Here is a 20,833-nt window from a genome sequence, read left to right as displayed (position 1 = left end):
GCAAAGTTACGGCAACACAGAAATCAAACAAATGTTTGATAACTGGAAAAAGATGTTCAAATGTAGGATTTACCTGTCAAACTGATTTCTGTATTGGGTGGGACTGATCTCTAAATGTTTCTTAAAAAAGTGAGAAAATGAATACTGATCACTAAACCCAAGCATGGAAGAAATCTCCGAAACAGGCTTTTTGGAAGAGTTTAAAAGTACTTTGGCTTCGTTGACCACTATAGCCGCTATGATCTGACTGGCCGACTTTCCGGTAATAGATTTCACCACGGACGAAAGATGTCTGGTTGTAATGGACTGTCTTTCGGCATAGAACTCAACAGCTCTTTCCGTATGGTGATGTTCTGCGAGATCTGTCAAGAAGATAAAAACAATTTCTTCCTGTCTAGACATCTGCCCCATGGCGTTGCTATCCTCCTTGGAAATAATCCCAGCCATCTGGTAGCAAAAAACGGAAAATAAGTGTTCCACTATCTCCTTTTTATACATCATTTCCGTTTCCGAATCCAGTATATATTTAAGGAAATTAACACTTTTCCACACCAACTCCATTTCATCCTGCTGAAAAGGAACTCCTTTATTCATTTGTTGCCTGAAATAACGGTATCCGATAAGACGGTTAAATTTCAGGGATAAAGCAGAAATAAACTCCCTTTTATAAGAAACCATTCTGGATTGAAAGTCATCACTTACCGATACCATTTCATAAACAGTCTGGGGATCGGTTACCATAAACATATTGGGCATAAGTTCAAGGTCCCTGAAATGCTGACGAAGCTTTATAGTCCCGGTTTTAACAAATATAAACGCAGGATTATCTGGACGAAAGGGTTTTTCGACAGAAATTCTTTCAAAGATATTATGCTGTGTAAAGATCTCTACACCGAATTTTTCAAGGACAGACATACCACAAATGTATTCAATCTCTTGGACGATTGCAAAATTTTATTAATTTCGTATTAACCAAATTCCAAATTATGAGAAAGATAGATTTATTTTTCGCAGAATATTGTAAAAACCACAGAAATAAAACCAATAAGCTCATTCATTGGATGTGTGTTCCTCTCACTTTTTGGAGCATATTAGGCTTTATCTCCTTACTTCCCTCACCGCATATTTGCTCTCCTTACTTTGGTTGTGCCAGCATCATAAGCATGGTTGCAGTTGCATTCATTACACTATTTTATCTTAGACTATCCTTCCTGATCAGCATGATGATGCTTATTATCATGATATTGATGGAGGGTTCAATATATATGGTTAATATACGATTCTTGAAAAACGCATGGATTATTTATTTTTCAATATTCGTGGTTACCTGGATCTTAAGACTTTTCGGACACAGGATCGAAGGTAAAAAGCCTCCCTTCTTAAAAGATCTTCAATTCCTTCTAATGGGGCCTATTTGGTTATTAACCTTTATTTTCAAAAAGACAGGAATAAAATATTAACAGTCTTTCTTTTGAATTATGCATCATTTTTGATAAGATTCATAAAAAGAATCATGAAGAACTTAATTTTACCCTTATTGCTCATAATATGCATTCATTGCAGTAAATCAGATGGTGTCGCCAGTCCAAGAGCTAGTGCTGATCTTGTAGAAGTACTACCGGATGATAAAACAGCTAATTTCTCAAAAAACGAACTAGTTCCTTCGCCTCAAGAGGAACCGCGGGAAAATACACCCAAAAAAATTGATACCATTTCTAAAAAAATCATTAAAAATGGAGAAATGCGTATCCAAGTTTCAGATATTAAAAAATCCCTGGATCAGGTAAATGAAGCCTTAAAGAAAAATAATGCTTATATACAAACAGAAGATTTTCAAAACTCAGATGAAGATGAAAACCTGAGCCTTACGATCCGTGTGCCTCATAAAAATTTTGATGCTTTAATCAATTCTTTTTCTAATGGGATAGGTTCTGTTTTATCTAAAAACATTTCTTCTGAAGATGTTACGGAAGAGTATACAGATGTAAGCATCAAACTAGCCAACAAAAAGATTTATCTTGAAAAATACCGGGATTTGCTTAGGAGAGCCTCCAATACGAAGGATATGCTTGAAATCCAGGAAAAAATCCGTGGTCTGGAAGATGAAATAGATGTTGCAGAAGGAAAACTTCGTTTTATTGATGACCGTGTGAACTACAGCACACTCAATTTGAGTTTATATAAAGAAAAAATAAGAAGTTCTGCTACATCAAAAATAGGTTTTGGAAGCCGGTTCGGAGACTCCATTACCCAAGGCTGGAATAGTTTTATAAGTTTCATACTAGGACTCATCTCTTTTTGGCCATTCTTTTTAGCTATCCCTCTTATTGTTTTCCTTTGGAGAAAATGGAAAGGAAGAAAAAAACAAAAATAGATCTCAATATCTATATCCGGATCTATTTTTGTTTTTAAATTTATGCATTAAAATGCTTCTTTACCATTTCCAGCACTTTCTCGTCTGACATTTGCTGGGACGTGTCTAATGTAATTTTCAGATCCTTGAACTGAGCAGTATCATGTAGATAGTGCTTTAATTCTTCCTGAATTTTTCCCGGACCGGTAATATATACTTCCTGAGAATTTATTAATAAATGTTCAACTTCTTTAAAAAACTTAATCCGATTCGTCCTTTCCGCATTATTACCTGCATTTTCACTTGAATTACCATGCTGAATCTCAGCTTTTACAGGATTACAAAGAAAAAATTTAAAGGCATTTTGTGCATCGTGATTTTTTGCAACGATAGCTTTTTCGGTATCTATCCAGATTCCTGCTAATTTTTTGTCTGACATAATCTTGTATTTTAATGTTACCCTATATAGAACAACAATGGTGCAAAGACGACGTTAATGCATGTTAAAAATAATTGCACTAAAAAAATTAAACAACAATGAAACAAGACCTGTTATACGAAAACTCTTTATAAGAAAGATCTACATGATTATTTACCAAGCACAAATACAGCGGGGATTTTATGAAGTTCCGGTTTTTTCTTTTGCCATTCTTTAATGGTTTTCGTCTGAATAAATTCATGCTCAGGATCGTTGATATTAGCAGCGATACACAATTTTGTATTGGGAGATAAAAATTTACACAGATCTTCTATAAGGGGATTATTCCGATAGGGCGTTTCCATAAAAATCTGAGAATATCCTGTTTTCTGTACCAGGCTTTCCAACTGTAGAATTTGTTTTTTCTTTTCTCCTTTATCAATAGGAAGGTATCCGTTAAACGAAAACTCCTGACCGTTAAACCCACTTGAAATCAGAGCCAGGATAATAGAAGATGGTCCTGAAACAGGTATTACTCTTATATTTTTTTCATGGCACCATTTCACAATCAGATTTCCCGGATCAGCAATGCAGGGAAGTCCAGCTTCAGAAAGCAATCCAAAATCCTGACCTTTTAACATGAGTTCCTGAGCATCTTTAATGTCCGCATTCTCGGTGTATTTATCCAGTAAAAAAAGCTTGAGATCGGATTGTTTTTTTTCAGGAGCAAAGAATTTAATGACCTTTCGGGCAGTTTTTTCATTTTCCACAAAGAAATAATCGGTTTGCATGATATAATCATTCATCACCGGTGAAAAATGATTGATAGGAGTATTTTCTGATAAATAGGCTGGAAGTAAAAAAAGCATTTTTTTATTTTTGGGTTCTTTCTTTTAATGAGGGTTGTTGAAAATATTGGGTCAGATCCATTGAGAACGTTACTGAGGTGATTTTCCATGTCCCGCTGATCTTCATTAAGGTCCATATTTCTTTTCCCCAGTTACTCATTTTTCCGTCATACCAAAAGCTATAATCGAAATTAGCGGAAGCTATGGAACCGTCTTCAATGATCATGATATTATCAAACTTTTCTTCTGATTTATCGTCTTTAAAAGCCTTAATAAAGGTTTTATAATCATCGGTAAAGTGGCTTTCTGCTTTTGGATTTTTTTCAAGACGTTTCAATTGAGTCCTTTCACTATAAGTTCCCGTCCATAAAACCGGTTCCTGAAAAAGGGAAAGAAATTTACTTTCATCCTTGGTTTTGATGCTTGTCATAAAATCATCCATTACTTTCCTAATAGCAATCTCGTCGTTTGTCTGGGCAAATAGAAAGTTGGCAATTAAAACAAAAAAGAAAATCAAGTATTTCATTTAATTTAAAATTTGGTTACGGATTGCATTGCATGCTTCATCCAAAAGTTGATAAACATCTTCAAAATCATCCATATTTCCCCAGTAAGGATCAGGAACTTCAGCATTTTCGTGGTTTCCTGCCGCTTCTAGAAACAGAAATATTTTCTGTCTTTGTTCCTCATTTTTTGCTTTTGAAATTACATCCCCATAAATATCAATATCCATACAGTAGATTTTATCAAAATTTTCCAGATCCGCTTTGGTGATGGGTCTGGATCTTTGTTTGGAAATATCAATCCCATGATTAGCTGCCGTTTTTATCGCCCGTTTATCCGGATGTTCACCTTCATGCATTGAAATCGTTCCCACAGAATCCACTACAAAACCGGGAGGGAGCTTTTCTTTCATAATTCCTTCTGCTAAAGGGCTCCTGCAAATGTTTCCCTAAGCACACCATTAATATTTTCATGTTACAATTCTATGAATTAAGGACTAGCATATCTATCAAAATTAAACAAAAAATGAAGAATAATTCCTATCCTTCATTTTCTTTATATCAAATTAAATTATTCTAGTGTTTGATTCTTTCCGTAAGCTCTTTTACGTACTTTTTCACTTCTTTGTCTATCTTGGAAACATCTTTAATAGTTTCACAAGCATACATTACCGTTGAATGATCTTTACCTCCCATTTCTTCACCGATTTTAGTAAATGTAGCATTGGTAAATTCCTTTGCAAAATACATGGCCAGCTGTCTTGGAAGTGCAATTTCCCTTTTTCTTGTTTTCGAAAGTAACTGCTCTCTTTTAATACCAAAATAATCACATACGATCTCCTGAATATAAGGAATGTTGATGATTTTTTTCTGATTGGCTGCAATCTTATTGATGGTATCTTTCAATAACTCAAGACTAAGATCGGATTTATAAATTGTGGAGTAAGCAATTACAGAATTGATCACCCCTATAAGTTCTCTTACGTTGGTCTTTGCTTCAGCCGCTAAGAAGTCGAGCATATCTTCCGTCAGTACAATACCATCTCTGCTTAACTTATCAACGATAATTTTTCTTCTGGTTTCCAGATCCGGAGATTTGATCTCTGCAGAAAGTCCCCATTTGAAACGGGAAACGATTCTGTCCTGAATATCCATGATATCTACAGGAGCCTTATCAGAAGTCAGGATGATCTGCTTTCCATTCTGATGCAGATAATCAAAAATGTGGAAGAAACTATCCTGTGTTGCGGATTTACCGGACAAGAACTGAATATCATCAATGATCAAAACATCCACCATCTGGTAGAAGTTAGCAAACTCGGTTTGCTTATGTGCCTTTGCTGCTGAAATGAATTGCTGGATGAATTTTTCAGAAGACAAATAAAGCACTACTTTATCCGGAAACTGGCTTTTAACTTCCAATCCTACCGCCTGTCCCAAGTGTGTTTTACCCACTCCATATCCTCCATATAAAAACAATGGATTAAAGGCAGTAGCACCAGGCCTTTTTGCTATAGATCTTGCTACTGTTGCTGCAAATTTATTGCTTTCTCCCTCTACATAGTTATCAAAAGAAAAATCAGATTTCAGATTGGAATCGATATTTACTTTTTTAATTCCAGGTACAACAAAAGGATTAACAATATTGGATGAAAAACCTTGAGGCATTGTTTCCTGCACTTTCGGTGTAGGAACACTTTTCCCTTTCATGTTCATGGTAACTGGCTTTTCTAAGCCATTAGGCTTATTTTCCATTACAGAATACCATAATTTTACTCCTTTACCTATATTTTTCTTCAGGGCCGCAGAAAGTAGAGATAAGTAATTATCCTCAATATATTCCTTGTAAAAATCACTAGGTACCATTAATGTAAGATTGTTGTCAACCAAAGAGATTGGCTGCACCTTATCGAACAATAAGTCGAAGGATTTTTCAAGTTTTTTCAAATCAGAATTATCTTCAGCTGCGTTAAGATTGTCACGCATAAACTGAAGGCACTTCTGCCATATCATCATTAAATTTTCATCCATATTTATGCCCCGATTAATTCTTTAGTTAGTACTGTGTTTAGAAGGAAGACAAAGGTCTAATTTTTTATTTTCAAAAAAAAAATTTTGCAGGTATTGATTATTTAAAAATATATTTGTATGTATAATTTGAGACCCAAAATGATACACACAATCCACTCAATACGAGTACGTTACGCCGAAACCGACCCTATGAAATATGTCTATTATGGCAACTATGCAACGTACTTTGAAATTGGCAGAGTTGAGCTATTTCGATCCATCGGAATGTCATATAATGAAATTGAAAACCAGGGAATTTGGTTACCCGTTTCCGATTATAAAATTAAGTATTTAAAACCAGCTTTATACGATCAAAAATTAGAAATCCACACCTATATAAAAAAAAATACCCGGAGTACGGATTGAATTTGAATATGAAATCTACAACGAAGACGGAGTAAAAATTACCGAAGCTTCTACCACCCTGTTCTTTCTGGATTCATCAACCAACAAAATCATCAGATGCCCGGAGCATTTATTGAATCTTTTTAAAGCAAACTGGAAGGTTGAAGAAAATACCCCTGAATAATTACGGTATATAATTTTTTTAAGTATCAACTATTTCATTCCTTTGTTGAAGTTTAATTTACATTTAACAATTACGCAGAATATATGAAGATTGCATTTCTTGGCCCACATGCAAGTTTTACTCAACTTGCCACCACACAACTTTTTCCTGAGGAAGACCTATTACCACAGGCAAATATCCTGGATTGTTTTGAAGCAGTAGAAAAAGGAGAAGTTGCTAAAGCTGTTGTCCCATTGGAAAACTCCATTGAAGGTACCGTTTCCATGACATTAGATTATCTGTATAAAACCCCTGCAATAAAAATCGAAGCTGAAGCTGTGATGCCCATTGCACATCACTTAATGATTCATCCCAACAATTCTATTGAGGAAATCGAGAAGATTTATTCCCATCCGCAGGCATTGGCTCAGAGTTTTCATTTTTTAGATGAACACTACAAGAATGTTCAAAGGCAGGATTTTTCTTCTACGGCCGCCGCAGCCAAATATGTATCCGAGAACCCTGATCAAAAGATCGCAGCTGTCGCCAACCAATTTGCTGCTAATCTTTATGGTTTAAAAATCATTAACCGGAATATTCAGGACTTTGAGCAGAACCACACCCGATTTATCGTGATCTCTAAAGAAGGAAATCCTTACAAAAACGAAAAATTAGAGGTTCTTGGGGAAAAATCCGGGATGCTCATTACATTACCTGAAGATCATGCCGGAGGATTACACCAGGTATTATCAGTATTCGCCTGGAGAAAGATGAATCTTAGCAAAATAGAATCCCGGACCTTAAAAACGGGACTTGGAAACTACTTTTTCTATATCAATGTGGTAGGTGAATGGCATCCGATCCTGCATGGAAATGCAATACAGGAGCTTGAATCCATCCGCGCAGATGTTGATTTCCTTGGAAATTACAAAGAGTATTTATTAGAAAGTTAAATCTTATTAAAAAAACAGGATAGTTATAATATTATCCAAGAAATATAACCTACTAAAAAGCTGTCAGAATGTCTGACAGCTTTATTTTTACATTAAATAAAAATTATTCAATAAAAAGGGATTTATTTAAATTATTTTATTTATCTTTATTCTCAAAAAATTTAAGTATATTTACTTATAGTATAAATACGTAACGTTATATTGAATATAAATTGTAAATTGTTAAAATATTTAAACATAATTTACAATAACTTTATATAAAATATAACCTACAGGCATAATTTTTGCTGTATTTTTACGAAACTAAAACTAGAACCATAACAATTTAAACTTTTATAACATGAAAACTAAAATTTCCATTCTGATCTTATTTTTGATCTCATTTCAAGCCTTTTCACAGGTAGGAATAAACACCACAACACCAGCAGCTACTCTTGACGTAAACGGAGATGTGAAAGTACGCCAGGTTCCAACAACGACAACATTAACCGGATTTGATGTTATGATGTATAATATTGCTACCGGTGAATTACAACAAGCAGATCCTGCATTAGTAGCGAGTGCCGGAAGTGGTGGTGCTACAAACCCTACCCTGTTTGCTGCTAAAAAAACAGCAGGAATCAGTTTATTAAGCTTAGGATTGTTTCCTTCCGGATTTAGAGGAGTTAACTTCCTGACAGCAGAAAGAACAATCGGTAGTGCTGCATTATTCTCTGATACCGACAATACGTATGTTGTTCCATCTGACGGAGTATACGCTATTGGATTTACTTTCCGTTACGGAACAGGATTACAAGCTTCTATCCTTGCCAACAGCCCGGGAGTAGGAATCGTTAGAACAAGAGCAGGGGTAGCTACTACAATAGATAGCCGTGCATTTAGCGGAGCAAACCTAATTCTGTTAAGCTTAACAATTTCAGAATCCAGCTTGAACTCAATCTATAGCCTACAGGCAGGAGATAAGATTTCATTCGGTCTTGTAGGGTCTTCTGCGCTTGACGTAGGTTTACTTGGATCAAGTGTTGCTTCATTCTATATTTACAAAGTATCTAACTAGGACTTTTATTTAGTTTAATCACTATACACCGTTAATCCATCATATCCCAATATGATGGATTAATTGTTTTTACGAGTAGCTTAACAAACATTTATTTATATTTGATCAAACAAATGAAAATTATGACGGCAAATTTCCTGGTTATTCTACTTATTGTATTGATTGTTATTGTTTATAGTAATTTAAATAGCAGAATACAAAAGCTTGAAAAGAAAATTTCAGACTTACAGGAAAATACTCCTAAAGACATTCCGGTTGCAGGGCTAAAAAAAAGAATCTACAAGTCCATCTCAGCTATCTCCTGAAGCTTCACCTATCAATACTCATCATGAAAAAGAATCTGCACCAGAGATCTACCCCAACATTCAGGAACAGGTACCATCAGATCAACAGACAGACTGGCTTTCCCCTATTATGGGTTTTCTTAAACAAAACATTCTGGCAGTTATTGGTATTTTCACTTTGGTTTTAGGTATCGGTTACTTTGTAAAGTATGCCATTGATAAAAACTGGATTGGAGAAGCAGCAAGGGCGACAATAGGATTCTTCATCGGTTCAGCTATTATAATTACAGGGCATTTTCTAAGAAAAAATTATGCAACATTTTCATCTATAATATTGGGAGGTGGTATTGCAATCTTATATTTTACCACTACCATAGCGTTTCGTGAATATCATCTGTTCGCACAGAATACCGCTTTTATTATTACATGCTGTATAACATTATTATCTATCATTCTTTCTTATCGCTATAATAGCGAGGTCCTAGTTATTTTTTCATTATTTGGCGGATTTCTAGCCCCTTTAATGATCAGTTCCGGCCAGAGTAATTACTTATTTTTATTCACCTATATATCTGTTTTAAATATCGGAATGTTTATCATTACCTTTTTGAAACAATGGAAAAGTGTTGGAGGAATTGCATTTTTCTTTACGCATCTCTATTTGTTATATTGGATTGTAGAAAAACCTGAAATATTAAGTATTTATTTTTATCTGATCAATTATGTTATATTTTATGCTTTCGCATTGCTTAACTATATTAAGAAAAACATACTTTTTGCTTTTGATACAATATTATTAGTCCTGGTCAACTTCTTTAGTACTCTAAGTTTAATTTACCTTTTTAACAAATTGGGATATGAACCGGTCATCATATTTCCTCTAATCTTTGCAGCAATTAACGGCTGTCTCGTTTTCAGGGAATATAATAAGAAAAGTTTTAACAGCACTTATTCCATATTTACAGGTATTACTGTAAGCCTTCTAACCATTGCTGTCGCATTGCAGTTCAAAACGCATTTGATCACAAGCATCTGGGCAATTGAAGCAACTTTACTTCTTTTTATCTGGAAAAAAACAAATCTTAGTATTTTTAAAGTTTTCTTTTATATTCTTTTTCCTTTAGTCCTGTTAGCTCAAATCATTACATGGGCACAATATTTCGACGCAAAAGATCTTAACGTAATAATCAACCCTATCTTTTTAACAAGTTTGGTGACAATCATTACCATCCTTTTTAATCTTGCCCTACTCAAAAGATTACAGGGAAATAACACTTCCGGAAATAGCTTCTTTGAAAATGCATTTAAAATCCTTAATTACTCTGTCATTTATTTCGCGATATTATTTGAGTTGATTTATCAGATTTCTGAACAGCCTTTTGCTATTATTTTAGTATCGGGGTTTTTACTGAGTCTATTCTACATCTCCATCCTTTTACTACTCGGCAGAAAACTGGAAATAAACAGACAGATCGAAAACGGATTGATTTATTTTTTCTTTTGCCTTACTATCATTCACGTTACTTTCTGTGCTTCCGAGCTTATACATGATATCGTATTAAAGAAAACTTCATGGTCTTTCTATGGAATTTACTTACTATACCTCATTCCTTTTATATATGTATATTATTATAAGGTAATAAACACACCGGATTTTTTGAAAATAAAAATTTCGTATTGGCTCGGTGCCTTTACATTGGTTACTGTTGTAAGCTGTGAATTGTATCACTTATATTTATTGGGAAATTCAGTAAACCATACAAACCTGCCTGCACTGCAAAAACATTTTAGCATTCTGTATCTTCCAATCATTTGGGCTATCCTTTCAATTATCTTTATTTATACCGGGCTTAAAAGAGAGAATAATGAATTAAGCAGAATCGGATTCACCCTTATAGGGATCGTTATTGTGAAACTGTATGCCTATGATGTATGGCAAATGGATAATATCTCCAGAATTATAGCTTTTATATTACTTGGAGTGATTTTATTGCTAAGCTCATTTATGTTCCAGAGATTGAAAAATATCATTAAAAATCTTGTGGATAAAAAGGATGAAACTGATAAAAATGAAAATTCAGAATTTTAATAAAACCCATTATTTATACATAATTTTTAATTTATCTTGAAATCACATTCAAATTCTACAAAAAAAACTTATATTTAACCTGTTTTTAATCGTTACTTATTCTTTAGATTATGAAAAAAATACTTTATTCTTTTTTATTAGTATCTTCTGTATGTTTGTTTGGACAGAAGAATCCTTCAGCGAAATTTGCTGTTGCTAATGATATTGTTGGAACAGTTGATATGTTCAAGGACAAATCAGATTTCATACAAAGCATGCATGTTTATAAAACACCTGCTACTTTGCCACAGAATCTAAAAAAAATTCAGTTATCTGGCAGACAATGGGATTACAGAGTTCAAAATCAAAAAAGGATATGAAAACCTTGACAGGTTAACATTAGCTCAGCTTAATGTACAAAACAACCTACCCAAAGAAACACCTGTAATCATCGAAGGTTATGAATTTTCTAATCCTGAAACCAGTATCTACGCTGATATTTTAGCTAAAACTGAAGTAAAGGATTACAATGGCAAAAAGTCCCTTTTTATTACAACAACCCAGAAATAATCATTAATTTTTGATCATAAAAAAAAGGATGCTCACTGAGCATCCTTTTCTAATATTTATTATTCCATTTTTTTCTGAGTTCTTCATAAATTTTTTTTCTCCGTGGCATTATCTCCCGGCTCATAAAGCCTGGTGTCTTTAATTTCTTCAGGAAGGAAATCCTGGTCTACAAAGTTTCCTTCATAAGAATGTGCATATTTGTAGTCTTTGCCATAATTGAGATCCTTCATTAGTTTTGTCGGAGCATTTCTGAGATGAAGGGGTACAGGAAGATTACCTGTTTGTTTTACTAATGCCAATGCATTATTAATAGCCATATAAGTAGAATTACTTTTAGGAGATACCGCCAGATACACTGCAGTTTCACTTAAAATAATCCGGGCTTCGGGATTACCTATTACGTTGACAGCCTGAAAACAATTATTAGCAATAACCAAAGCATTCGGATTTGCCAATCCAATATCCTCAGCCGCAAGAATAAGCATCCTTCTCGCAATAAATTTAATATCTTCTCCCCCGGCGATCATTCTTGCCAGCCAATATACCGCACCATTGGGGTCACCTCCCCGCATGGATTTAATAAATGCAGAAATAATATCGTAGTGCTGTTCTCCGTTTTTATCATATAAAGCCATTGTTTCCTGAAGAACGGCAAGAACATCTTCATTGGAAACCTCAGTTGTCTCTGTATTTTTATATTGATTGAGAACCAACTCAACAGAATTGATAAGTTTTCTGGCATCACCACCCGAATATTGTATAAATGCACCTTTTTCTCCAATTTTTAAATGGGTATTCTCGTCTTTATTGTACCTATCGAGAGCAATGTCCACCAATTCTTCCAGTTTTTCATAGCTTAAAGCTTTCAGGATATACACCTGACTCCTTGAAAGCAAGGCTGAAACTACCTCGAAACTTGGATTTTCCGTGGTTGCACCTATCAGAACGATCCATCCTTTTTCTACTGCGTGAAGCAATGAATCTTGCTGCGACTTATTAAAGCGGTGAATTTCATCAATAAATAGGATTGGCGATTTTCCTGAAAATAGATTCTGTTTTTTTGCTTCATCAATGACATCGCGAACATCTTTTACACCCGAAGAAACCGCAGAAAGTTTATAGAACTTTCTTCCGGATTTTTCAGAAATAATTTCTGCCAATGTTGTCTTCCCCGTTCCTGGAGGCCCCCATAAAATAAGAGAATTGAGCGTATCGTTCTCAATCATCTTCCGTATTGTTCCCTTCTCACCCGTAAGATGCTCCTGCCCCAGAACATCATCCAGGGTTTTGGGTCTTAATTTTTCAGCTAATGGAATATTTTGATTCAAGATATTTTAGGATTTTTGAGTGAATATTTCAGATTTATGTCTCTGAAACTTATAACAAATTTAAACTAATTTTCATTTTTTTACCCTATTTTTGCATTGTTTTGAAATTAACAGTCAACAAGATCATTACTTTTCCTTTGGTAATTTTAGTTAAATTTTACCAATGGTTTATCTCGCCCTTACTCCCTAAAAACTGTCGTTATGAACCTACATGCTCCCATTATATGGTAGAATCACTGCAGGTGCATGGTATTTTTAAAGGATTGTGGCTGGGTATAAGGAGAATTTCAAAATGTCATCCATGGGGAGGTAGCGGATATGATCCTGTTCCTCCAAAGAAATAAAAATTCAGTAATAAACTATCAAAAAAATAGAAATGAGTAATATTTTTTTCAGAATGTACCTCGTAGTATTTGCCTTCGTTACCCAGTGTATTTTTGCACAGGCATACCCTGGCGGTCTATCGGACGGAACCTTACAAGTAAATGCTACGGAAATCCCCGTTAAAATCTATTCAACAACTGAAATCAGAGATCTGGACTCTTTTGTGGAAAGACCTATCAATAGTAATGTTCTGGTAATTCTGAATAAGTCTAATTTTGAGCCTGCTTACTTCAATTTCAGCGCTGCAACATTAAGTAAATACAAAGAAGCAAAATACCAGTTTTTTGATAAACACTTTAAGCTGATAGAAACTCCGGCTACTCAGGAAAATATTGAAACTTTCAAATATGCTGTAAAAGCAGACAAACCCATTACAGCTGCAGACCATGTTGAACTGGAAACTCCTTTTAAAGTATGGGATCCTTCCAATGGGATCAAACTGGGGCCTGTTACACTTCATTTTTATAGCCTGATGTTCATTTTTGCCTTTGGATTTGGTTATCTCCTGATGGCAAGAATCTTCAAAACTGATAATGTCAATTTAAAATATCTGGAACCATTATTTACATGGACGCTGATCGGAACTATTTTAGGTGCAAGGCTAGGCCATGTTATCTTTTATCAGCCTGAATTATTCAAGGAAGATTTCTGGAGTGTCTTTTTGCCAATAAGCACAAAAAACGGCCTGAAATTCACAGGTTTTTCAGGATTGGCAAGCCATGGAGCTACTATTGCTTTAATTCTTACAACTCTTTATTACTCGTTTAAGATCATCAGAAAAAATCCTTTCTGGGTATACGATAGATTAGGAATAGTGGTTTCTTTGGGAGGTGCATTTGTAAGAATGGGAAACTTTTTCAATTCTGAAATTGTGGGAAAACCTGTAGACCCGAATTCCCCGTTTGCTTTACTTTTCCCTCAGCAAAGCAGTGAATATGGTCTAACTGTACCACGTTATCCTACCCAGCTTTTTGAAGCCTTCGGATATATTTGCCTGTTTATCCTACTTTGGATCTTATACAAAAAAACAGATAAGAAATATCAGCAAGGCTGGTTATTTGGATTATTTTTCATTATTCTGTGGGCTATCAGATTCTTTGTAGAATTTTTAAAAGAGCCTCAGGGAGATGAATTTATCCAGATCGGAGGCTTGAATACCGGACAGGTACTTTCTATTCCTTTCATGCTTGCAGGAGTAGTGATCATGATTATGTCTAAAAAATTCAAAATTACTCAGGAACAAAACGCAAAACCTGAATAATTATATTCCTTAAAATAAATATAAAAGCCACAATTGAATTGTGGCTTTTATATTTTTACGACCTCCTTTAGAAGTACTTTATAGCTTAACTGCCGTTTTTTTATTGATTTTCTCAAATACTGTTCCCAGTTCATTAATGAGATCAGTAGGAAGCATAGATTCTTTAGAATATCTTTCTGCCGCATAATCTGCTGCTTTTCCATGAAGCCACACCCCGAAAACAGCGGCATCTTCTTCGGAATATCCTTGTGCCAGTAATGAGGTAAGAATTCCTGTAAGAACATCTCCGCTTCCTCCCTTGGCCAGTCCCGAATTTCCTGTAGTATTATAATGCACTTTTCCATCAGGAGTAATAATTTGTGTATGATGATCCTTCAGGACAATATATATCTGATGCTCATCCGCTTTCTGACGTGCCAGTTCCAGTCTTGCAAAAGAGTCTGCGGATTTACCAAATAGCCTTTCAAACTCCTTGGGATGAGGAGTAATGATTGAATTCTTCGGGATCAGTTTCAGATTTTTTTCATTTTCCGAAATTATATTCAAAGCATCCGCATCCAGGATCAGTGGTTTCGCATATTCTTTTAAAAATTGCAGAAGGACTTTTTGCGTTTCCTTATCTGCTCCTATACCCGGCCCTATACCAAATACAGAATTATCTTCAATCTCTATCTTACTTGTAACCTGATCACCACTTTTTATAAACATGGCTTCCGGACAAGATATTTGTAAAATATTATATCCGCATTCGGGAGCAACCGTAAACGTCAAACCGGCTCCGGTTTTTAAGGCAGCTTTTGTGGATAGCACAGCAGCTCCCATTTTACCGAAGCTTCCTGCAACAATATATACTTTACCATACAATCCTTTATGAGAAAAGTCCGGTCTCGGTCTAAAAATTCTTTTGATCCATTCTTCATCAACCGAAAAATCAGCTGTTTCAGTATTTGAAATATACTCTCTGCTAAGATTTATATCCAAAATCTCTACCTTACCTGTAAATATACCACTTTCAGGATGTAAAAAGCTCTTCTTCCAGAATTGAAAACTCAGAGTATAATCAGCCTTGAAAATAGTAGAGCCTGCAACAGAAGTGGTATCTGCAAAAAGTCCGGAAGGAATATCAATAGAAATTTTAACAACCTTCAGAGTGTTTAAATAATCAACTACTTCTTTGTATGCTCCTTCAAGTTCTCTTGATAATCCGGTTCCGAAAAGGGCATCAATAATAACAGTATCATCATCCAGCGGGTCCTTATCCAGCTCACTGAATCTTTTAACCGGAATTTCCGAAACCCCTTGTACTCTTTCAAAATTGACCTCTGCATCATCGGAAAGTTTCGATTTGGGATCCTCTACAAATACCTCTACATCAAAACCTTCGGTATGGAGCAGCCGTGCAATAGCAAATCCATCTCCTCCGTTATTTCCAACGCCACAGAAAACAAAAAACTTCTTATGATTTTTACAATGTTCAGATATCCAGTTTACACATGATTGTGCTGCGCGCTCCATTAGTTTAATTGAAGAAATTTGATCGTTCGATATCGTAAACTGATCACACGCCCTTATTTGCTCCTTCGTAAATATTTTCATTTCATATTAGTATCCGACTAATTTATAATATTTTTTATTAATGCAAAGGCGATTACTCCACATTCACATTATTTAAAAAGAATACAAATAAATATCCCATAAACGCGAAAAAAATAACAATTTTAGCTATATTTGTGTCATACACAACATAAAAAAAAATTAAATTATGGGATTTTTAAAGGAATTTAAAGAATTTGCAGTCAAAGGCAATGTCATTGATCTTGCAGTAGGGGTTATCATTGGTGCAGCTTTTGGTAAAATTGTTTCATCATTTGTAGAAGATGTTATTACTCCTCTTTTACTTAATCCGGCTCTAAAAGCTGCAGGGGCAGAAAATATCAAAACCCTGGTATGGAACGGCGTTACCTATGGTAATTTCCTGGCGGCAGTTATTAACTTCCTTTGTATAGCAATGGTTCTTTTTATAATGATTAAAGGAATTAACAAAGTATCAAAGGCAAAAGAGGTTGCTCCGGCTGGTCCTACAGATGATCAGAAATTATTGATGGAAATCAGGGATTTACTAAAAAACAAGAACAACATATAGCATAAAAACACCTCATTTGAGGTGTTTTTTATTTCAATATGAACTTCATTCGATTAGTGAATCTGTAGTATACTTGAAATCTGCTCCGCCAAAGAAAGACCAATTCGATCCTGTGCTTCCAATGTTGAAGCTCCTGTATGAGGTGTAAGGGAAATTTTAGAATGAGTGAGAATATCTTTTGAAGGAGTAGGCTCATTAATGAAAACATCCAGTCCTGCAAACTTCACTTTTCCGGAATCCAGGGCTTCAATTAAAGCCACCTCATCAATAACACCTCCGCGCGAGCAGTTCACTATTGCTACTCCGTCTTTCATAATTTCAAACTCATTTTTTCCGATCATATATCCGTCTTTCTGTGCCGGTACGTGAAGGGTAATAAAATCCGAATGCTTCAGAACATCCTGTAACGGTTCCGTTTCAATATCCACATTGATAAACTGGTTGTTATAGAACTTGACTTTTATACTTGCCCTGCCTACATTATTATCAGCCGCAACTACTCTCATTCCAAGACCTAAAGCAATCCTTGCAACCTCTTGTCCTATTCTTCCCATTCCAACGATACCGATGGTTTTCCCTCGCAATTCTATTCCTTTAGCATATGCTTTTTTAAGTCCTGCAAATTCAGTATCTCCTACTACAGGCATCTTTCTGTTCGAATCCTGTAAAAATCGTGCTCCTGAAAATAAGTGGGCAAATACCAATTCCGCAACCGACTCTGAAGATGCAGATGGTGTATTGATTACATGAATTCCTTTTTCCCTTGCATAATCTACATCAATATTATCCATACCAACACCTCCTCTTCCGATAATCTCAATGGATGGACAGTTATCAATAATATCCTTTCTTACCTGTGTCGCACTACGTACCAGTAAAGTACGGATCTTATGCTCATTAATGTAATCTACTAAAAATTCCTGTGGTACTTTTGTTGTGATCACTTCAAACCCTTTTTCAGTTAATGCATCAATTCCAGATTGATCCAGACCGTCATTTGCTAAAACTTTCATAAATACAATGTCTATTTAAATTTAAAAAGATTTAAAAATTAAAATTCGGCGTGCTGCTTTATCATTAATCTTTAAATCTTTGAATTATTTTTAATCTTCTTTGAAAACTTCGATTGTCACTTGTTTTTCGACCAGATCAGTAAATTTCCCTTTGTATCTTGTCGCTCTCACCAGGTGGTTATCAATCCAGTGATAGTTCCCTCCTCTTGGTTTTCCACACAAAACACTATGGTATTTGAATCCGTGTTTATCCAGCCAGTCAATTGTAATTTGTTTTAAATTTTCAGTGCGGGAAGTAAAAAAGCATATCTGATGTCCTTCATCATACCATTTATTTATGGTTTCTAAAGCATCGGGATAAGGCTCACAGGTAACCATTCTCTCCGGTTCTTCGTTCGGAACATCATCTGTAATTGTTCCGTCAATATCTATTAAGTAATTTTTTACTCCGTCCTTTAGTACTGGACTCACGTGTTCGATATAATCTAGCTCCATCATAAAAATTTGAATTACAAAGTTACGATTTTTACAATGAAAAGAGGTGTTAAACTTTGTTTATGTTAAAAATTTACTACTATAACGTAAATTAGATTAATAAATTCAATATTAAATCAACCAATTTTACATTTATGATTTAAAATTTTCAGTTTCACTTGAGTTTAATCACCATAAGTTCACTAAAAATAATATCAGATTTCAACAAATAACCACAAGATTTACATTATTGATAATCTGAAATATCATGACTGAACAAAAAATTTTAAAATTTTTCTCCAAGGCTAATGCGCAACCGGTTCAAGGCATTCATAAGGGAAATACTTGATGTAAGTTCTACAATCTCCCTTTCAGAGAATTCAGTTTGAAGTTCTACAAGTAAATTACTGATATCTCCATTGATGAAAGTTACAGCGTCTGCCCACTGTAAAACTAAGAGCTGTTTTTTACTGAATGATGCCGAGTGCTTATATCCCGGGATCTTATCTATTATTGATTGATCGATACCCATATCTCTGAGTTCTCCGGCATGGAAACTGCAACAATAGGCACAGCCGTTTAACTGGGATATCCTCAGCTCCGCCAGAGCAATAAGCTTATTATCAATTCCTGAATTTCTGATACTTGAATGAGCCTGGTATAAATATCCAACAGTTTGCCTGGCTATACTTTTATAATCCATCTTTTTTTTTCACAAAGCTACAGCAGGCATACATTCTTAAAAGAGTACAAAAAACAGAAAATTGAGTATAAATAAAAGATTAATTTTGTACTAATCATTGATGCTGCGATGGACCATATACATGAGCTTATTGAAATCGAAATAACTGAGTTATCTGAATGGAAGGACCGTTTCCGTAAAAACAGTTTTTTTGAACTCGTCTTCATTCTTTCGGGGAAAGGAGTACAAAGTATAGAATACAAAACCCGGAATTATCAACCTCAGGATTTCTTTTTGCTTCCCTATTCAAAGTGTCATGCCTATGACATCATCCAGCCTACTCAGTTTTTATTCGTCCGGTTTACAGAGCATTATTTTAAAAATCTTAAAAGTACGGATATCAATTATTCACAATGGTACAGCAAACTCAATTATATCATAGGATTCTATGATTTCAGCAAAGGACTTGTTTTTCATGATAATAAAGACAAGGAACAGGTTAGAAGATTATTGGATATTATAGTTCATGAAAAGGATCAGAACGCGGCGTATTCTGAAACATTAATCGCCAATTCCCTGTCTTCAATACTTACAATTATCAGTTCAAGACTGGCCGATACGAAAGAGAAAGGCGATACTAAATTTTCTGAAATCATCCGGCATATCAATCAAAATATCATTAATGAGGATCAATTGTCTATCGATTATTTATCCAAAAAATTTAATCTTTCCGGAAAGTATTTCAGCGAATATTTTAAAAGAAATGCCGGCGAAACATTAAAGGAATATACTCAGAAAACCAAACTGCAGATAGCGATCAACAGGATTACATATACAACAGCTCCATTACAGGAAATTGCATGGAGCCTGGGTTTTACCGACGGAAGCCACCTTAATAAGGCCTTAAAAAAGCATTTCGGTATATCTTCATCCATATTGAGAAAAGAAAAACGAATTGCAGATCATTAAAAAGTTCCGAAAATTTCAGGGATTCCATTCGCGATCTGGCATTGATATGATGTTTCCCCAAAAATTTCCAAAATACATTTATTAGACTTACATTTGTAGGAATGGAAGAATTGGTAGTCTTAGTAAATCCGCAGGACAATGTTATAGGTTTGATGGAAAAACAGCAGGCACACGTTAATGGTTTGCTACACCGGGCTTTTTCCGTATTTCTATTTAATTATAAGGGAGAAATGCTCTTGCAAAAAAGAGCTTCGGAAAAATACCATTCTCCTAACCAATGGACCAATGCAGTATGCTCGCATCCCAGAAATGGTGAAAGCTATCTGGCAGGTGCAAAGCGTAGGGTGAAAGAAGAACTGGGAATAGAAGTAGAACTTGCAGAAAAATTCAGTTTTATTTATAAAGCTGATGTTGGCGGTGGACTTTGGGAGCATGAGCTTGACCATGTATTCGTTGGAAATTACGACGCTGATTTCAGTTTAAATAAAAAAGAGGTTGAAGAGGTAAGATACATCTCCATTGCTGATCTGGATAAAGAGATCTCTGAGAACCCAGAAAATTTTACAGAATGGTTTAAAATCATTCTGGAAGAATACAAACACCATTTTTAGATGAGAAAAAATTTGATCGCAGGATTAATATTGATGTTAGGCTGTTTTACCTTTGCACAGAAAACGGCAGTTTATGAAAGTACCAATTACACGATTAACGTTCCTGAAGGATGGAAATCGACAAATGACGATGATATTGTAAATATATTTCCTTCGAATGAAATTGGTGCCATTACAATTTCAGAATACCATGACCTGAATATTCCTAAAGAGGAAACAAAAAAAATTCATCCTTGCCCTTTACAAATCCAATGATGAAGAAAGCAAGGTAAAATCCGGTAAAGGAAAGAAAGGATACACAGAATATACGTATGAATATTTTGATGATCACGATAA

General features: G+C 34.9%; 23 protein-coding genes and 2 pseudogenes. 14 read left to right on the top strand and 11 right to left on the bottom strand.

What is annotated here, in order from left to right; genetic code table 11:
* Positions 1-69 precede the first annotated feature (69 nt).
* Positions 70-915, bottom strand: coding sequence for a helix-turn-helix domain-containing protein (locus tag ACJ5H0_RS20075; protein WP_172277731.1), 846 nt, complete (start codon positions 913-915; stop codon positions 70-72).
* Between the two features lie 71 nt (positions 916-986).
* On the opposite strand from ACJ5H0_RS20075, the gene ACJ5H0_RS20070 reads away from it, so the two are divergent.
* Positions 987-1,460, top strand: coding sequence for an Mpo1 family 2-hydroxy fatty acid dioxygenase (locus ACJ5H0_RS20070; RefSeq protein ID WP_273647499.1), 474 nt, complete (start codon positions 987-989; stop codon positions 1,458-1,460).
* Positions 1,461-1,513: 53 nt separating this feature from the next.
* The gene (locus ACJ5H0_RS20065; protein WP_411251779.1) at positions 1,514-2,374 is read left to right on the top strand and encodes a DUF4349 domain-containing protein; all 861 of its coding nucleotides are present in this window, start codon (positions 1,514-1,516) and stop codon (positions 2,372-2,374) included.
* Positions 2,375-2,414: 40 nt separating this feature from the next.
* Here the strand turns inward: ACJ5H0_RS20065 and ACJ5H0_RS20060 are convergent, their stop codons facing one another.
* The 5 genes from ACJ5H0_RS20060 to dnaA all read right to left on the bottom strand — a co-directional run bounded on the left by ACJ5H0_RS20060 (position 2,415) and on the right by dnaA (position 6,153).
* A complete protein-coding gene (locus ACJ5H0_RS20060) occupies positions 2,415-2,792 on the bottom strand; it encodes a hypothetical protein (RefSeq protein ID WP_172277728.1) in 378 nt (125 codons plus the stop codon).
* Positions 2,793-2,941: 149 nt separating this feature from the next.
* Complete coding sequence (locus tag ACJ5H0_RS20055) at positions 2,942-3,640, bottom strand: SAM-dependent methyltransferase (protein WP_411251773.1); 699 nt, start codon at positions 3,638-3,640, stop codon at positions 2,942-2,944.
* Between the two features lie 4 nt (positions 3,641-3,644).
* Positions 3,645-4,145 (bottom strand): Cif family virulence factor, encoded by a 501-nt coding sequence (locus tag ACJ5H0_RS20050; RefSeq protein ID WP_411251770.1) that lies wholly within the window; start codon positions 4,143-4,145, stop codon positions 3,645-3,647.
* The gene (locus tag ACJ5H0_RS20045; protein WP_411251766.1) at positions 4,146-4,535 is read right to left on the bottom strand and encodes a low molecular weight protein-tyrosine-phosphatase; all 390 of its coding nucleotides are present in this window, start codon (positions 4,533-4,535) and stop codon (positions 4,146-4,148) included.
* Between the two features lie 163 nt (positions 4,536-4,698).
* Positions 4,699-6,153, bottom strand: coding sequence for a chromosomal replication initiator protein DnaA (gene dnaA / locus ACJ5H0_RS20040; RefSeq protein ID WP_172277724.1), 1,455 nt, complete (start codon positions 6,151-6,153; stop codon positions 4,699-4,701).
* Between the two features lie 138 nt (positions 6,154-6,291).
* Between dnaA and ACJ5H0_RS20035 the strand changes: the two are divergent.
* From ACJ5H0_RS20035 to ACJ5H0_RS20010, 6 genes and pseudogenes are all read left to right on the top strand, one after another.
* A pseudogene (locus ACJ5H0_RS20035) lies at positions 6,292-6,721 on the top strand (acyl-CoA thioesterase).
* Between the two features lie 83 nt (positions 6,722-6,804).
* A complete protein-coding gene (gene pheA, locus ACJ5H0_RS20030) occupies positions 6,805-7,653 on the top strand; it encodes a prephenate dehydratase (RefSeq protein ID WP_411251761.1) in 849 nt (282 codons plus the stop codon).
* Positions 7,654-7,993: 340 nt separating this feature from the next.
* A complete protein-coding gene (locus tag ACJ5H0_RS20025; RefSeq protein WP_172277721.1) occupies positions 7,994-8,710 on the top strand; it encodes a hypothetical protein in 717 nt (238 codons plus the stop codon).
* 122 nt (positions 8,711-8,832) lie between these two features.
* The gene (locus tag ACJ5H0_RS20020) at positions 8,833-9,015 is read left to right on the top strand and encodes a hypothetical protein (RefSeq protein WP_411251754.1); all 183 of its coding nucleotides are present in this window, start codon (positions 8,833-8,835) and stop codon (positions 9,013-9,015) included.
* Between the two features lie 109 nt (positions 9,016-9,124).
* Positions 9,125-11,083: a DUF2339 domain-containing protein gene (locus ACJ5H0_RS20015; protein ID WP_411251752.1), complete on the top strand. Its 1,959-nt coding sequence runs from the start codon at positions 9,125-9,127 to the stop codon at positions 11,081-11,083.
* A 110-nt stretch (positions 11,084-11,193) separates the two neighbouring features.
* Positions 11,194-11,442 carry a hypothetical protein gene (locus ACJ5H0_RS20010; protein ID WP_411251750.1) on the top strand — a complete coding sequence of 83 codons (249 nt, stop codon included), beginning with the start codon at positions 11,194-11,196 and terminating at the stop codon, positions 11,440-11,442.
* 239 nt (positions 11,443-11,681) lie between these two features.
* Here the strand turns inward: ACJ5H0_RS20010 and ACJ5H0_RS20005 are convergent.
* Positions 11,682-12,960, bottom strand: a pseudogene (locus ACJ5H0_RS20005) (replication-associated recombination protein A).
* Between the two features lie 101 nt (positions 12,961-13,061).
* Here ACJ5H0_RS20005 and yidD point away from each other — a divergent pair.
* Both yidD and lgt read left to right on the top strand, forming a co-directional pair.
* Positions 13,062-13,304, top strand: a complete 243-nt coding sequence (yidD, locus tag ACJ5H0_RS20000) for a membrane protein insertion efficiency factor YidD (RefSeq protein WP_172277717.1) — start codon at positions 13,062-13,064, stop codon at positions 13,302-13,304.
* Positions 13,305-13,738: 434 nt separating this feature from the next.
* Positions 13,739-14,605, top strand: coding sequence for a prolipoprotein diacylglyceryl transferase (gene lgt, locus ACJ5H0_RS19995; protein WP_411251930.1), 867 nt, complete (start codon positions 13,739-13,741; stop codon positions 14,603-14,605).
* Between the two features lie 78 nt (positions 14,606-14,683).
* Here the strand turns inward: lgt and ACJ5H0_RS19990 are convergent, their stop codons facing one another.
* Positions 14,684-16,201, bottom strand: a complete 1,518-nt coding sequence (locus ACJ5H0_RS19990; protein WP_411251747.1) for an NAD(P)H-hydrate dehydratase — start codon at positions 16,199-16,201, stop codon at positions 14,684-14,686.
* Between the two features lie 166 nt (positions 16,202-16,367).
* Here ACJ5H0_RS19990 and mscL point away from each other — a divergent pair, with 166 nt between their 5' ends.
* Positions 16,368-16,748: a large conductance mechanosensitive channel protein MscL gene (gene mscL / locus ACJ5H0_RS19985; protein WP_172277712.1), complete on the top strand. Its 381-nt coding sequence runs from the start codon at positions 16,368-16,370 to the stop codon at positions 16,746-16,748.
* A 53-nt stretch (positions 16,749-16,801) separates the two neighbouring features.
* On the opposite strand, the gene ACJ5H0_RS19980 is transcribed toward mscL, so the two are convergent.
* From ACJ5H0_RS19980 to ACJ5H0_RS19970, 3 genes are all read right to left on the bottom strand, one after another.
* The gene (locus ACJ5H0_RS19980; protein WP_172277710.1) at positions 16,802-17,761 is read right to left on the bottom strand and encodes a D-2-hydroxyacid dehydrogenase; all 960 of its coding nucleotides are present in this window, start codon (positions 17,759-17,761) and stop codon (positions 16,802-16,804) included.
* 90 nt (positions 17,762-17,851) lie between these two features.
* Positions 17,852-18,259 carry an LNS2 domain-containing protein gene (locus ACJ5H0_RS19975; protein WP_373428005.1) on the bottom strand — a complete coding sequence of 136 codons (408 nt, stop codon included), beginning with the start codon at positions 18,257-18,259 and terminating at the stop codon, positions 17,852-17,854.
* A 262-nt stretch (positions 18,260-18,521) separates the two neighbouring features.
* Positions 18,522-18,938 (bottom strand): carboxymuconolactone decarboxylase family protein, encoded by a 417-nt coding sequence (locus ACJ5H0_RS19970; protein WP_172277708.1) that lies wholly within the window; start codon positions 18,936-18,938, stop codon positions 18,522-18,524.
* Positions 18,939-19,046: 108 nt separating this feature from the next.
* On the opposite strand from ACJ5H0_RS19970, the gene ACJ5H0_RS19965 reads away from it, so the two are divergent.
* The 3 genes from ACJ5H0_RS19965 to ACJ5H0_RS19955 all read left to right on the top strand — a co-directional run bounded on the left by ACJ5H0_RS19965 (position 19,047) and on the right by ACJ5H0_RS19955 (position 20,752).
* Complete coding sequence (locus ACJ5H0_RS19965; protein WP_411251739.1) at positions 19,047-19,886, top strand: AraC family transcriptional regulator; 840 nt, start codon at positions 19,047-19,049, stop codon at positions 19,884-19,886.
* Between the two features lie 101 nt (positions 19,887-19,987).
* A complete protein-coding gene (gene idi / locus ACJ5H0_RS19960) occupies positions 19,988-20,497 on the top strand; it encodes an isopentenyl-diphosphate Delta-isomerase (protein ID WP_411251736.1) in 510 nt (169 codons plus the stop codon).
* Positions 20,498-20,752, top strand: coding sequence for a hypothetical protein (locus ACJ5H0_RS19955; protein ID WP_411251732.1), 255 nt, complete (start codon positions 20,498-20,500; stop codon positions 20,750-20,752).
* The last annotated feature ends 81 nt before the right edge of the window (positions 20,753-20,833 follow it).

The organism is Chryseobacterium proteolyticum (genome assembly GCF_046591535.1).
Lineage (GTDB): Bacteria > Bacteroidota > Bacteroidia > Flavobacteriales > Weeksellaceae > Chryseobacterium > Chryseobacterium proteolyticum.
The sequence above is the reverse complement of the archived record's forward strand: the minus strand, read 5'-3'. Positions and strand labels throughout refer to the sequence as shown.